This is a genomic window from Actinomadura sp. NBRC 104425, from assembly GCF_030269545.1.
GTDB lineage: Bacteria > Actinomycetota > Actinomycetes > Streptosporangiales > Streptosporangiaceae > Spirillospora > Spirillospora keratinilytica.
The window spans coordinates 70,509-83,027 of the sequence record NZ_BSTN01000016.1 but is presented as its reverse complement, the minus strand read 5'-3'; the positions used below and the strand labels follow the sequence as shown (position 1 = coordinate 83,027).

Here is a 12,519-nt window from a genome sequence, read left to right as displayed (position 1 = left end):
CGTGTGTCGTCGTGCGCGTGGCGTGACGTCATTCCCCGGACCCCGCAGAGTGATCTCGTTGTGCAGCCGTGGCTCGGAAGTCTCGTGCGTTATCCTGCGCATCGTAGCGTGCTAATGCAAGGCCCAATGCACGTGCATCCGCACCGGAGAGCGAGACACAGGCGCCGCCGTGCGCCGAGGATCGGAGGTAGCCGCAGGACACCGACCCCAGTGGCACACTAAGTACATTTTCCGGCACTGCCGGAACCGCTGTCCGCCATGTAGCCGGGAGGTTGGGCGTGACTCCAGAGACGCCGGGAACCGGGTCCACGGTGCGTCGGATCCTGCTCGGCTCACAACTGCGCCGCCTGCGTGAGGCGAAGGGCGTGAGCCGCCAGGAAGCCGGCTATGTCATCCGGGCGTCCGAGTCGAAGATCAGCCGACTGGAGCTCGGGCGGGTCAGCTTCAAAGAGCGCGACGTTGAAGACCTGCTCACGCTGTACGGCGTCACCAACCCCACCGAGCGGGAGGCGCTGGTACAGCTCGCGCGGGAGGCCAACACCCCGGGATGGTGGCACCGCTACAGCGACGTGCTGCCCAGCTGGTTCCAGACCTACGTGGGCCTGGAGGAGTCGGCGACCCTGATCCGAACCTACGAGCTGCAGTTCGTCCCCGGACTGCTGCAGTCGGAGGGGTACGCCCGGGCGGTCATCCGGCTCGGCAACGCCGGCGCCCCCGAACACGAGATCGACCAGCGCGTCGGGCTTCGCCTGCAGCGGCAGGAGCGCCTCACCGGTCCCAACGCGCCCCGGCTGTGGGCGGTGCTGGACGAGGCGGCGCTGCGGCGGCCCATCGGCGGGCCTGAAGTGATGCGGGGCCAGTTCGAGCATCTCATCGAAATGTCGAAGCTGCCCAACGTCACCATCCAGGTCATGCCGTTCCGCTTCGGCGGGCACGCCGCCGAGGGCGGGGCCTTCACCATCCTGCGCTTCCCCGAGCAGGACCTGCCGGACGTGGTTTACGTGGAGAACCTCACCGGCGCGATGTACCTGGACAAGCGCGACGACGTCGACACCTACCTGCAGGCCATGGAACGCCTGTGCGTCGACAGTGCGACACCTGAGCGCACCGTCGAGCTTCTCGGTGACCTTCTCAGAGAGACATGATGCTCCCGACCGACAACGGCAACAGTCCCTCGGCGGCCTCCTGCGTCCCGGCCGCGTACAACGGCATGCCCGCCACCAAGCTGCACGGGGCCCGCTGGCTGAAGTCCCGGCGCAGCAACTCGCAGGGCAACTGCGTGGAAATCGCCGAACTCCCCGGTGGACGGGTGGCCATGCGCAACTCCCGCCATCCGGAGGGCCCGGCGCTGATCTACACGCGTCCGGAGATCGAGGCGCTGATCCTCGGCGCCAAGGAGGGGGACTTCGACAATCTGATCGCCGCACGCAACTGACGCCCGCGGCCCGGCCCGCGGGACCCCTCACGGGGGCAGTTGCAAGACCACGTCCTCCCGCTGACGTGGTCTTGCAACTGCCTCACCGGGCGGTCACCGGTTCATCCGCAGTTGCCGTACGGGGCGGCCGCTCCGCCGCTGCCGAAGCGCACGCACACTCCCGGGGCCTTCACGTACACCGGCCCCGCGTACCAGGCGTACGATCCGCTGTCGGTCACCTGCCCGCCGCCCTGGCGCTGGATCCACACCGACACCTGCGACCGCGTACCCACGTTGCGCGTCTTCATCAGGACGGCGCAGTTGTACCCCGAACTGTTGTAGAGCAGGTACGCCCTCCCCCCGGAGACGGAGAGGGAGCGCTGCACGTAGTAGCCGCCGCCGTGCGAACCGGAGTTGCAGACCTGCTGCGGGGTGTACTTGTTGGCGGGCTCCTTGGTCGGGCCGGTCGTGCTGCCGCCACCGCCGCCCGTCCCGGGGGTGGTCTGCCCTCCCCCGGAACGCCTCTGCTGCTGGCTCTGGCCGCCCTGGTCGGACTGCCCCTTCTTGCCGTTCGCCGTGCCGGGCGTCTGCTGCGGGGACCCGGACGCGCTGCCGGGGCGGTTGCTCGGGGCGTTGAGCCTGCTGCCGGAGCCCGCACCGTCTCCCTGGGTCTGCTCGCTCTGCGGGTTGCCGACGGCGGCGCTGTCCCCGCCGCTTCCCCCGCCGCCCGAACGGGTGGCCGCCCAGACCGAGCCGCCTCCCACCACGGCGACGACCGCGGCGGCCGCGATCAGGGGGACGAGGCGCTTGCCCTTGTGCGTCGTGCGGCCACCCCCGCTCGGCGGTGGGGCCGACGGGCCGAACGGCGGCGGCTGCGGCGTCGTCTGGGGGTTGGTCTGGGGGTTGGTCTGTGGGGTGGTCTGCGGATTGGTCTGGTGGGAGGCCGCCTCTTGGGAGGAACCGTTCTGCGGCGCGTACGGGATGGTCGGCGCCACGGCGCCGTCCGGGACGGTGGCCTGTGACGGGGTGGCCTGGGGCGCAGATGCCTGGGATGCGGGCGCCTGCGGTGAGTCCCCCTGGGCTGCGGGCTCCCGCGGTGCGACAGCCGCGGCCGCGCCGCTCGCCGCCCCCATTCCCGGCGTCGTGCTCTCCGTGGTCACTCCGACCAGACGCTCCTGGGCCTGGCGGGCCGTGGGCCGCTTGCGGGGATCCTTGGCCAGGCAGTCCGCGACCACCTCGCGCAGCGGGCTCGGCAACGCCCCCAGGTCGGGCTCGCCGGTGAGGATGCGGTGCATCACCGCGGCCATGTCGTCGTTGCCGAAGGCGGGATGGCCGTTGGCGGCGAACACCATCGTGGTGCCCCAGGCGAACATGTCGGAGGCCGGGCCCACCTCGTCCCCGGTGAAGTGCTCCGGCGACATGTAGGAGGGGGTGCCGACGTTCTGCGTCTCGCCCGCCGCGTCCAGCGCCCGGGCCACCCCGAAGTCGATCACCCGCGGGCCGTCCGGCCCCATCATCACGTTCTGCGGCTTGAAGTCGCGGTGCACGATGCCTGCCTGGTGGATGGCGATCAGAGCGGTCAGCGTGCTGATGGCCAGCCGTTCCAGCGCGCCCCCGGTGCGCGGCCCCTCCTCCTGCACCAGCCGGTACAGTGACCGCCCGGGGACGTACTCGCTGACGATGTAGGGCTGGTCGCCCGCCACGTCGGCGTCCAGGACCTGCGCGGTGCAAAAGCGCGCGACCCGCTTGGCGACCGCCAGCTCCCGCACGAACCGGGCCCGCGCCGCGTCGTCCACCGCCTCCCCGGAGTGCAGCAGCTTGATGGCGACGGGGTCGGCGCCGCCGGGCGGACGGGCGAGGAAGACCGCGCCCTGCCCGCCCTGGCCGAGGCGGCCGACGATCTCGTACTCGCCCAGCCGGGTCGGATCGCCCGGCCGCAGCGGACGGACGTCCGGCATCGTCTGGTCCGTCACACCACTCTCTTCCGTCGCATCGGACACAGTGCCTAGTCAGACTATGTGCCGATGGCGGCATGTGCTGCGGAAGACGGGCAGATGAGACCATCCGCCCCCGCCACGTGAACGCGCGGATGCGGTGCGCCACCGGCCGCGGCACGAGAACGCGGGAGCCTCCGGGACGACGGCGTGCGCCGCCCCGGAGGCTCCAGGTGTCCGCTACAAGTCAGGCCGGGTCGGGGGTTCGGCGCGGCTGCCGTCGCTCCGCCCGGCCGTTCTCACCCGGTGGAGCCTCCCGGTCGTGCTGCCGTTCCAGCCGCGCCGCCACCGCGAGGGCGCGCAGCGAGGTGGTCTTGATGTGCTTGTTGGAGCGGTTCGGACGCGGTCTGGGGATGCTGCTGGGCATCGTGGACCTCCTGCGACCTAGGAATGCGGTGGTACCCGCAACATCGGATCTTGCACTTGCTGTTGGTGTAACCCCACGATCGGCGCGTCTATTCCGAGTCTCCGCTCATATTCTCTCCGGCCGCCGCCGGCGGCCCGTCGTGGCCCCCGCCGGTGTGATGAGACCTACCTTCGCGCCTGTTCCCCCGGGGGCGGTGGCGGGTTATGTTGAGCGCGCTCGACGACGAGCCCGGGAGGCCGTCGCTCCGGGCGGCCTCGCGCCGCCGGATACCCGACTCCTGGGAGAACCGCAGTGTTGAACAAGCTGCTCGTCGCCAACCGGGGCGAGATCGCCGTACGGGCCTTCCGCGCCGCCTACGAGCTGGGCATCGCCAGTGTCGCGGTGTACGCGTACGAGGACCGCCTCTCGCTGCACCGGCAGAAGGCCGACGAGGCCTACGAGATCGGTGAACACGGCCACCCCGTCCGGGCCTACCTCGACGTGGACGGAATCGTCGCCACGGCGCTGCGGGTGGGGGCGGACGCGGTGTACCCGGGCTACGGGTTCCTGGCCGAGAGCCCCGAACTGGCCGAGGCGTGCGAGCGCAACGGGCTGACGTTCGTGGGCCCGCCCGCGCGGGTGCTGCGCCTGGCGGGCAACAAAATCGAGGCGGTGGAGGCGGCCCGGCGGGCGGGGCTGCCGGTGCTGCGGTCGGCCACCCCCGCGCCGGGGGAGGAGCTCGCCGCGGCGGACGAGGTCGGCTTCCCCCTGTTCGTCAAGGCGGCCGCGGGCGGCGGCGGACGCGGGCTGCGCCGCGTCGACCGGCGCGAGGAGCTCCTGGCGGCCGTCGAGACGGCCCGCAGGGAGGCGCAGACCGCGTTCGGCGACCCCACGGTGTTCCTGGAGCAGGCCGTCGACCGGCCGCGCCACATCGAGGTGCAGGTGCTCGCCGACGCAGCCGGGCACGTCGTGCACCTGCGTGAGCGCGACTGCTCCGTGCAGCGCCGCCACCAGAAGGTCGTGGAGATCGCCCCTGCCCCCCGCCTGGACGCGGCGGTCGTGCAGCGGCTCTGCCGGGACGCCGTGGCGTTCGCCGAGGCGATCGGATACGTCAACGCGGGGACCGTGGAGTTCCTCGTGGACGCGTCCGGGCGGCACGTCTTCATCGAAATGAACCCGCGCATCCAGGTCGAGCACACGGTCACCGAGGAGGTGACCGGCATCGACCTCGTGCAGAGCCAGCTGCGCGTCGCGGGCGGGGAGACCCTGGAGGATCTGGGGATCGCCCAGCAGAACGTCACCGTCTCCGGGTACGCGGTGCAGTGCCGCATCACCACGGAGGACCCCGCCAACGACTTCCGCCCCGACACGGGCAGGATCTCGGCGTACCGCTCCCCGGGCGGCGCGGGCGTGCGCCTGGACACCGGGACGGCCCACGCCGGCGCAGTGGTCACGCCCCACTTCGACTCGCTCCTGGTCAAGCTGACGTGCCGGGGCCGGACCCTGGAGGAGGCGGTGCGGCGCGCGCGCCGGGCCGTGACCGAGTTCCGCATCCGGGGCGTCGCGACGAACATCCCGTTCCTGCGCGCCGTGCTGGACGACGCCGAATTCCGCGCGGGCGGTGTCACGACCTCCTACATCGCCGACCATCCCGAACTGCTGACCGCCCGTTCCAGCGGCGACCGCGCCACACGCCTCGTGCGCTACCTGGCCGACGTGACCGTCAACAAGCCGCACGGGGACGCGCCCACGGACCTGGACCCGCGCGGCAAGCTCCCGCCGCTCGACCTGGAAGGCCCCGTCCCGGAGGGCTCGCGCGACCTTCTGCTGGCGCTCGGGCCGCGCGCGTTCGCCGAACGGCTGCGCGCCCAGTCGGCCCTGGCGGTCACCGACACCACGTTCCGGGACGCCCACCAGTCCCTGCTGGCCACCCGGGTGCGCACCTACGACCTGGTGGCGGCGGCCCCGTACATGGCGCGCATGACCCCGCAGCTGCTGTCGCTGGAGGCGTGGGGCGGCGCCACCTACGACGTGGCGCTGCGCTTCCTGTCCGAGTCGCCCTGGGACCGTCTGGCCGCGATCCGCGAGGCCGCGCCCAACCTGTGCATCCAGATGCTGCTGCGGGGCGCCAACACCGTCGGCTACACCCCGTACCCCGAGTCGGTGACGCGCGCGTTCGTGGCCGAGGCCGCCCGCACCGGCGTGGACATCTTCCGGGTGTTCGACGCGCTCAACGACGTGGAGCGCATGCGGCCGGCCATCGACGCCGTGCTGGAGACGCACGCGCTGGCCGAAGGCACCCTCTGCTACACCGCCGACCTGTCGTCGCCCGCCGAGAAGGTCTACACGCTCGACTACTACCTGCGGCTGGCCGAACGGCTCGTCGAGGCGGGCGTGCACGTCCTGTGCATCAAGGACATGGCGGGCCTGCTGCGGGCACCGGCCGCGCGCACCCTCGTCAGCGCGCTGCGCCAGAGGTTCGACCTGCCCGTCCACCTGCACACGCACGACACCGCGGGCGGGCAGCTGGCCACCTACCTGGCCGCCGTCGAGGCCGGGGTGGACGCCGTCGACGGCGCCGCGGCTCCTTTGTCGGGCACCACCAGCCAGCCGCCGCTGCAGGCGATCGTCGCGCACACCGACGCGACCGAGCGCGCCACCGGGCTGGACCTGGGCGCGCTCACCGCGATGGAGCCCTACTGGGAGGCGGTGCGGCGCCTGTACGCCCCGTTCGAGATGGGTCTGCCGTCCCCCACGGGGCGGGTGTACGAGCACGAGATCCCCGGCGGGCAGCTGTCGAACCTGCGGCAGCAGGCGGTCGCCCTCGGCCTCGGCGACAGGTTCGAGGAGATCGAGCGCCTGTACGCGGCCGCCGACCGCATCCTGGGGCGCCTGGTCAAGGTCACCCCGTCCAGCAAGGTGGTCGGCGACCTGGCGCTGCACCTGGTCGCCGTGGGCGCCGACCCCGACGACTTCGCCGCGCATCCGGAGCGGTACGACGTGCCCGACAGCGTCGTCGGCTTCCTGCACGGGGAACTGGGCGACCCGCCCGGGGGCTGGCCGCAGCCGTTCCGTGACAGGGCCCTGAGCGGGCGCCGGTACACCCCCGTGCGCGGCGAGCTCACCGAGGAGGAGGACAAGGCGCTGGCGTGGCCCGGCGTCCGCGACACGCTCGACCGGCTGCTGTTCCCCGGCCCCGCCCGCGAGTACCGCGAGGCGCGCGCCGCCTACGGCGACCTGTCGGTGGTGCCCACCGCCGCCTTCCTGTACGGCCTCCAGCCGGGCCGGGAGGTCGCCATCGACCTGGAGCCGGGGGTGCGCGTGCTGGCCGGCCTGGAGGCCGTGGGCGGGCTCGACGAGGCGGGCTTCCGGCAGGTCATCTGCACCGTCAACGGGCAGCTGCGCACGCTGTCGGTGCGCGACAGGTCCGCGGCGGCCGACGCGCCGCCGGTCGAGCGCGCCGACCCCGACGAGCCCGGGCACGTCGCCGCACCGTTCGACGGTTCGGTCACGCTGCGCGTGGCCAAGGGGGAGCGGGTCGCCGCAGGGGACGTGGTCGCCACCATCGAGGCGATGAAGATGGAGGCCGCCATCACCGCCGCGGTCGGCGGCACCGTCACGCGGCTGGCCGTGCCCGAGGTGTCCTCGGTCCGGGCGGGCGACCTGCTGCTGGTGATCTCCTGATCGGCCGAAGCGTCTGAGAGGCGCTCAGGCGGCCGCCGGTCGCCCCGCCCTTCCCTCGCTCCCGAGGGGCGGTCGGCGGCCGCTGGAGCCGTTCTCAGGCCCGGCTGCGGGCGGGTCCCGGCGCGGCCGGGCCATCACATCGGATGATCTCCGTTGCTGTGTGCCGGGCCGGTCCGGTCTCGGTGCCGTTCGCCGGATCGTGCGCTGGATATGGCCGTCTGTTCGCTTTCTTGGTTCTCTCTGGTCGTGTGGCTGGTCGTATCAGGTTTAAGAGGCCGAGGAAAGATGTCGATCTCATACCGGAAACGGATGACATCTGGGGTCGCGGCCTAGAAGACTGGTAAGTGCGCGATCATGCGGAAGAGAGGGCGGAATGGCGGCGAGGCGGTTCGGGGGTCTGGGGCGACTGGCGGCGGCCGGGGGCGCGGTCATGTCACTGATGATCATGCTCACGCCGGGTCCGGCGCTGGCGGGAACGGCCCCCGCCGTTCCGCAGACCGCGTCCGGTTCGCAGCGCGCCGCCCTGGATGCGGGCAAGCTGCGTGCGACGCTCGACGCCACACATAAGGCCGGGATGTACGGTATTTACTCGTCCGTCCGTGATGACGGGCGTTCCTGGAAGGGGGCGTCCGGAGTGGCGAACGTGCAGACCGGGTGGCCCGTGACGCCGGACATGCAGCACCGTGTGGGCAGCGTCACCAAGACGTTCACCGCCGCCGCCGTCCTGCGGCAGGTGGAACAGGGGCGTATCCAGTTGGACGCGCCGATCGGCGCCTATTTGCCGGAGGATGTTCCCGGGCAGCGCGGCCGGCAAATCACCGTGCGAATGCTGCTGAACCACACCAGCGGCATCGCCGACTACGTCGCCTCGGCGTTCCCGTCGCTCCAGGAACCGTCGTCCAGAAGCCTGGACAGGAAACGGTTCCGCACACTGACGCCCGCGCGCCTCATCAAATGGGGCCTGGACGCGCCGCCCACCGGAGCCCCCGGGGCCCAGTGGTCCTACTCCAACACCAACTACATCATCCTCGGGCGCCTTCTGGAGAAGGTCACCGGGATGAAGGCGGAGACATACATCACACGGGACGTCATCCGCCGTGCGGGGCTGAAGAACACCTATTTCCCCGACAGTCCGGTGATCTACGGCGCCCACTCGCGGATGTACGAATCGCTGTACGGGGTCCTCACCCCGCCGCGCGACTACAGCCTCTTCGACATGTCCTGGGCGGGAACCGCCGGGGCGCTGGTGTCGACCATGGACGACCTCAACCGCTTCTACCGGCGCCTGCTCACCGGCGGAATCGTCGGACCGGCCGCGCTGGCGGAGATGCGCCGCACCGTGCCCGTCAAGGGCGCCGACGGCACGGTGCTGATGAACTACGGCCTCGGCATCTACTCCGTGCAACTGCCGTGCGGCACGTTCTGGGGGCACGACGGCGCGGTGTGGGGCGCCGGGACGCAGACGCTGACCGGCGAGGGCGGCGGACGGCAGATCTCGTTCGGCTTCAACCTGATGAAGTACCAGCAGCTGAACGGCGAGGGGCGCCCCATGCCCCACCCGATCGACAACGCCATGGGCGCACACATGATGGAGGCCCTGTGCGGGGCCGGGACGCCGCCGCCCAACGCCCGCCTGGCGCAGCGGCCCGTGCAGCCGCTGCCGCTGCAGATGCTGGCGCCCCAGGAAGGCGGCTCCTGACTCAGGAAGGCGGCTCGTAGGCCTCCGGGTCGTGGGCGAGCACGGACCTCCCGCCGTCGACGGGGACGGTCGCGCCGTTGATGAAGGCCGCGTCGTCCGACAGCAGGTGCACGATCGCGGCCGCGACCTCCTCGGCCTTCGCGACGCGGCCGAGGGGGTGCAGCCGCGCCATCTCCGCCTCGATGTGCGCCGCCCCCTCGGGCCCCTGTTGGGCGAGGAACTCGTCATAGCGTTCGGTGCGCACCGAGCCCGGTGCCACCGCGTTCACCCGGATGCCGCGCGGACCGTACTCGACGGCGAGCGCGCGCGTCAGGCCCTCGATCGCCGCTTTGGCGGTGACGTATGGGGTGCACCCCGGCACCGCCTGCCGGGCCTGGTGCGAGGTGACGTTGACGATGGCGCCGCCCGTCCCGGCCGCCAGGAAGCGCCGCACCGCCGTCGTGCACCCGGTCAGGGGCGCGCCCAGGTTGACGGCGATGAGGTCCATGACCTCCTTGGCGGATGCCGTGTGCACCGAGGCGTCCCGGAAGACGGCCGCGTTGTTGACCCAGCCGGTGAGCGTGCCCGCCTCCTCGGCGAGGTCCGCGGCGCGTTCGGCGACGGCCTCGTCCCCGGCGTCACCGGTGACCACGCGCACGCGTGCACCGGCGGGATGGCTCTGCGTCCACGCCAGCGCCGCTTCGTCCAGTTCGACGGCCACCACATGGTCGCCGTCGGCCAGCAGCCGCTCCACCACCGCCCGGCCGATGCCCCGGCCGCCTCCCGTCACCACGAAGGAATCCGCCATACGGCCACCCTATAGGGAGGCGGAATCGGTGTTGCCGCCGCACAGAACGACGGCGACCCGCTCGTCCGGGGCGGGCCGGTAGGCGCCCGTGCGCAACGCGGCGACGGCCGTGGCGGCGGCGTGCTCGACGAGCAGCCGGTAGCGCTCCCACAGCCAGCGCCGCGCCTCCACGATCGCCTCGTCGGGCACCAGCACCGACCGCACCCCCGTGCGGGCCGCCACATCGAAGGCGATCTCGCCGAGGCGGGTGGCGCCGAGAGAGTCCGCCGCGACGCCGGACATGTCCACGTCGACGGGCGCTCCTGCCTCCAGGGCCCGGTGCAGCGTCGGGATGGCCTCCGGCTCCGCCCCGACGACGGTCGCGTGCCCTTGGACGGCGGCGGCCACCCCCGCCATCAGCCCGCCGCCGCCGACGGCGAGCACGACGGTGTCGACCTCCCCCGAGGTCTGTTCGAGCAGCTCCAGGCCGAGCGTTCCCTGACCCGCGCAGATCTCGGGCTGGTCGTAGGCGTGGCAGAACAGCGCACCCGTGTCGGCGCATCGTTTGGTCGCGGCCTCGTGCGCCTCCGCGTACCTGCTGCCGACCTGCACGACCCGCGCCCCGAGCGCGCGCAGCCTGGCCACCTTGACCGCCGGCGCCGTCTCCGGCACGTACACCTCGGCCGCCACGCCCACCTCGGCGGCGGCGTAGGCGACGGCGAGCCCGGCGTTGCCTCCCGATGCCGCGACCACGCCCGCCGCGGGCAGCGTCCCCCGCTCGGCCGCCGCCAGCACGCGGTTGAACGCGCCGCGGGCCTTGAACGAGCCGGTGTGCTGCGTGTGCTCCAGCTTCAGCCATGTGCGCGCGGCGCCGCCGAGTGGCTCGGCCGCCAGCACCGGGGTCCGGCGGACCCGGCCGGAGACGCGCGCGGCGGCGGCCCGAATGTCAGAGGGTTCGATCAATGGGGGGACCTCTCACGGACGACACTGACCTTCGGCCACCACGCTATGTCCTCCCGAGCCGCGTCCTCCCGAGCCGCCCCGGGCGTGCGGCCGTCCGGACGCCGCGTCGGGGAAGCCGCTGGTGACGCACGCCCTTAGTAGACGATTTGTCAACTAGTTGCTAATGGCGGCGCCGGGCATGTGGCGCCAGTCCATTCACTCGCGGCGGGGCGGGCGGGACAGTCGTCAGCGTCCACAGTCCAAGGCTGCCGAGACCCGCCTGTCCAAGGGGAGGCCCAGGCGGTTCGGCGGCCTCCCACCCCCTGGAGTGGCAATGAGAGTTCGAGCCGTTGTGGCCTCCGCCGTGACCGGGGCCGTGCTGACGCTTGCGGCGGTGGGCGCCGCCCAGCCGGCGTCCGCCGCGCCATGGCTGTGCCTGGCCTCGGAGGCCGACATCTACGCCGCCGCCCCGGCACGGGTCGACGGCGCCCCCGGAGACCTGCTGGCGTGCCGGCAGGTGACGCTGTCCGGCGTCAGCGGCGTCCGCGCGAAGGCGTGGAAGGTGCGCTACGTCACCAGCGACGTCAAGGGCGCCAAGACGGTCGCGACCGGATTCGTGGCGGTGCCGGAGGCCGCGTGGACCAAGGGCGGGTCGCGTCCGGTCGTCGCCTTCCACCCGGGCACCTCGGGCCTCGGCCCGCAGTGCGCGTTCTCCAAGCAGATGGCCGGGGCCTACGTAGACCACTACGAGGGCCCCAACGTCGCCGAATTCCTCAAGGCCGGGTTCGCGGTCGCCGCCGCCGACGGCGCCGGCTACATCGACGGCAAGGTCCACACGTACATGGTGGGGCAAAGCGCGGGCAAAGCCGTGCTCGACATCGCGCGCACGTCCCGCCAGATCCCCGGCGGCTCCCTGCGCACGGACGGCAAGGTCGGCATCGCCGGATACTCCGAGGGCGGCCAGGCCGCGCTGTGGGCCGCGCAGCTGGCCGCCTCCTACGCGCCCGAACTGCAAGTGGCGGGTGCGGCGGCCGGAGGCGTGCCGGGCGACCTGAAGGTGACCGCCCAGGGGCTCAACGGCGGCCTGTTCGCCGGGTTCGCCGCCGACGCGCTGGTCGGGCACAACGCCGCCTACCCGGCCATGCCGTTCGACGAGCTGATGAACGACGAAGGCGCCAAGGCGGTGCAGGACGCCAAGAACCTGTGCCTGTTCGGGACGCTCGGCCGCTTCCTGGGCGCCCGCGTGGAGAACCTCACCAAGGACAAGCTGACCCTCGACCAGATCTGGCAGCTGCGCGGCCCCGACGGCACCTGGGGCGAGCTGGCCGACCGCAGCAAGCTCGGCGTGGACATCGGCACGCCCGGCTCGGCCGCCAAGTACCAGATCGGCTTCCCGGTGTTCCAGTACCGCGGCGCCCTGGAAGAGATCATCCCGACCGAGACCGAGGACGCCACCCGCGCCGCCTACTGCAAGGCGGGCATCAACACCACGTGGAACTCGGGGTACTTGGGTGAGCACCTGACCGCCGATTGGCTCGCGGCGGGGGACGTCACCCGCTTCCTGGGAGACCGCTTCGAAGGCAAGACCGTCACGGGCAACTGCTGACCGGCTGTGGGGCGACCCATGTCGGGGGGGGTGGGTCGCCCCACAGTCCCAGGGGTGCTCCCTGGTGA

9 protein-coding genes are annotated in these 12,519 nt (G+C 72.3%); 5 read left to right on the top strand and 4 right to left on the bottom strand.

Features of this window, described 5'->3' with window-relative positions; all coding sequences use genetic code 11:
- Nucleotides 1-311 precede the first annotated feature (311 nt).
- Together QSK22_RS22805 and QSK22_RS22800 are read left to right on the top strand one after the other, a co-directional pair.
- Complete coding sequence (locus QSK22_RS22805) at nucleotides 312-1,145, top strand: Sco1979 family transcriptional regulator (protein ID WP_502872354.1); 834 nt, start codon at nucleotides 312-314, stop codon at nucleotides 1,143-1,145.
- Nucleotides 1,142-1,435 carry a DUF397 domain-containing protein gene (locus QSK22_RS22800; protein ID WP_285496347.1) on the top strand — a complete coding sequence of 98 codons (294 nt, stop codon included), beginning with the start codon at nucleotides 1,142-1,144 and terminating at the stop codon, nucleotides 1,433-1,435. The genes QSK22_RS22805 and QSK22_RS22800 overlap by 4 nt, the downstream gene beginning before the upstream one ends.
- Nucleotides 1,436-1,536: 101 nt before the next feature.
- On the opposite strand, the gene QSK22_RS22795 is transcribed toward QSK22_RS22800, so the two are convergent.
- Both QSK22_RS22795 and QSK22_RS22790 read right to left on the bottom strand, forming a co-directional pair.
- Nucleotides 1,537-3,387 carry a serine/threonine protein kinase gene (locus tag QSK22_RS22795; RefSeq protein ID WP_285496345.1) on the bottom strand — a complete coding sequence of 617 codons (1,851 nt, stop codon included), beginning with the start codon at nucleotides 3,385-3,387 and terminating at the stop codon, nucleotides 1,537-1,539.
- Between the two features lie 208 nt (nucleotides 3,388-3,595).
- A complete protein-coding gene (locus QSK22_RS22790) occupies nucleotides 3,596-3,775 on the bottom strand; it encodes a hypothetical protein (protein ID WP_285496344.1) in 180 nt (59 codons plus the stop codon).
- A 291-nt stretch (nucleotides 3,776-4,066) separates the two neighbouring features.
- Between QSK22_RS22790 and QSK22_RS22785 the strand changes: the two genes are divergently transcribed.
- The gene (locus QSK22_RS22785; RefSeq protein ID WP_285496343.1) at nucleotides 4,067-7,438 is read left to right on the top strand and encodes a pyruvate carboxylase; all 3,372 of its coding nucleotides are present in this window, start codon (nucleotides 4,067-4,069) and stop codon (nucleotides 7,436-7,438) included.
- A gap of 430 nt (nucleotides 7,439-7,868) precedes the next feature.
- The gene (locus QSK22_RS22780) at nucleotides 7,869-9,137 is read left to right on the top strand and encodes a serine hydrolase domain-containing protein (RefSeq protein ID WP_285496342.1); all 1,269 of its coding nucleotides are present in this window, start codon (nucleotides 7,869-7,871) and stop codon (nucleotides 9,135-9,137) included.
- A 1-nt stretch (nucleotide 9,138) separates the two neighbouring features.
- On the opposite strand, the gene QSK22_RS22775 is transcribed toward QSK22_RS22780, so the two are convergent.
- Nucleotides 9,139-9,924: an SDR family NAD(P)-dependent oxidoreductase gene (locus QSK22_RS22775; RefSeq protein WP_285496341.1), complete on the bottom strand. Its 786-nt coding sequence runs from the start codon at nucleotides 9,922-9,924 to the stop codon at nucleotides 9,139-9,141.
- Between the two features lie 9 nt (nucleotides 9,925-9,933).
- The gene (locus tag QSK22_RS22770; protein WP_285496340.1) at nucleotides 9,934-10,866 is read right to left on the bottom strand and encodes a threonine/serine dehydratase; all 933 of its coding nucleotides are present in this window, start codon (nucleotides 10,864-10,866) and stop codon (nucleotides 9,934-9,936) included.
- 313 nt (nucleotides 10,867-11,179) lie between these two features.
- Between QSK22_RS22770 and QSK22_RS22765 the strand changes: the two genes are divergently transcribed.
- A complete protein-coding gene (locus tag QSK22_RS22765; protein WP_285496339.1) occupies nucleotides 11,180-12,451 on the top strand; it encodes a lipase family protein in 1,272 nt (423 codons plus the stop codon).
- Nucleotides 12,452-12,519: the final 68 nt, after the last annotated feature.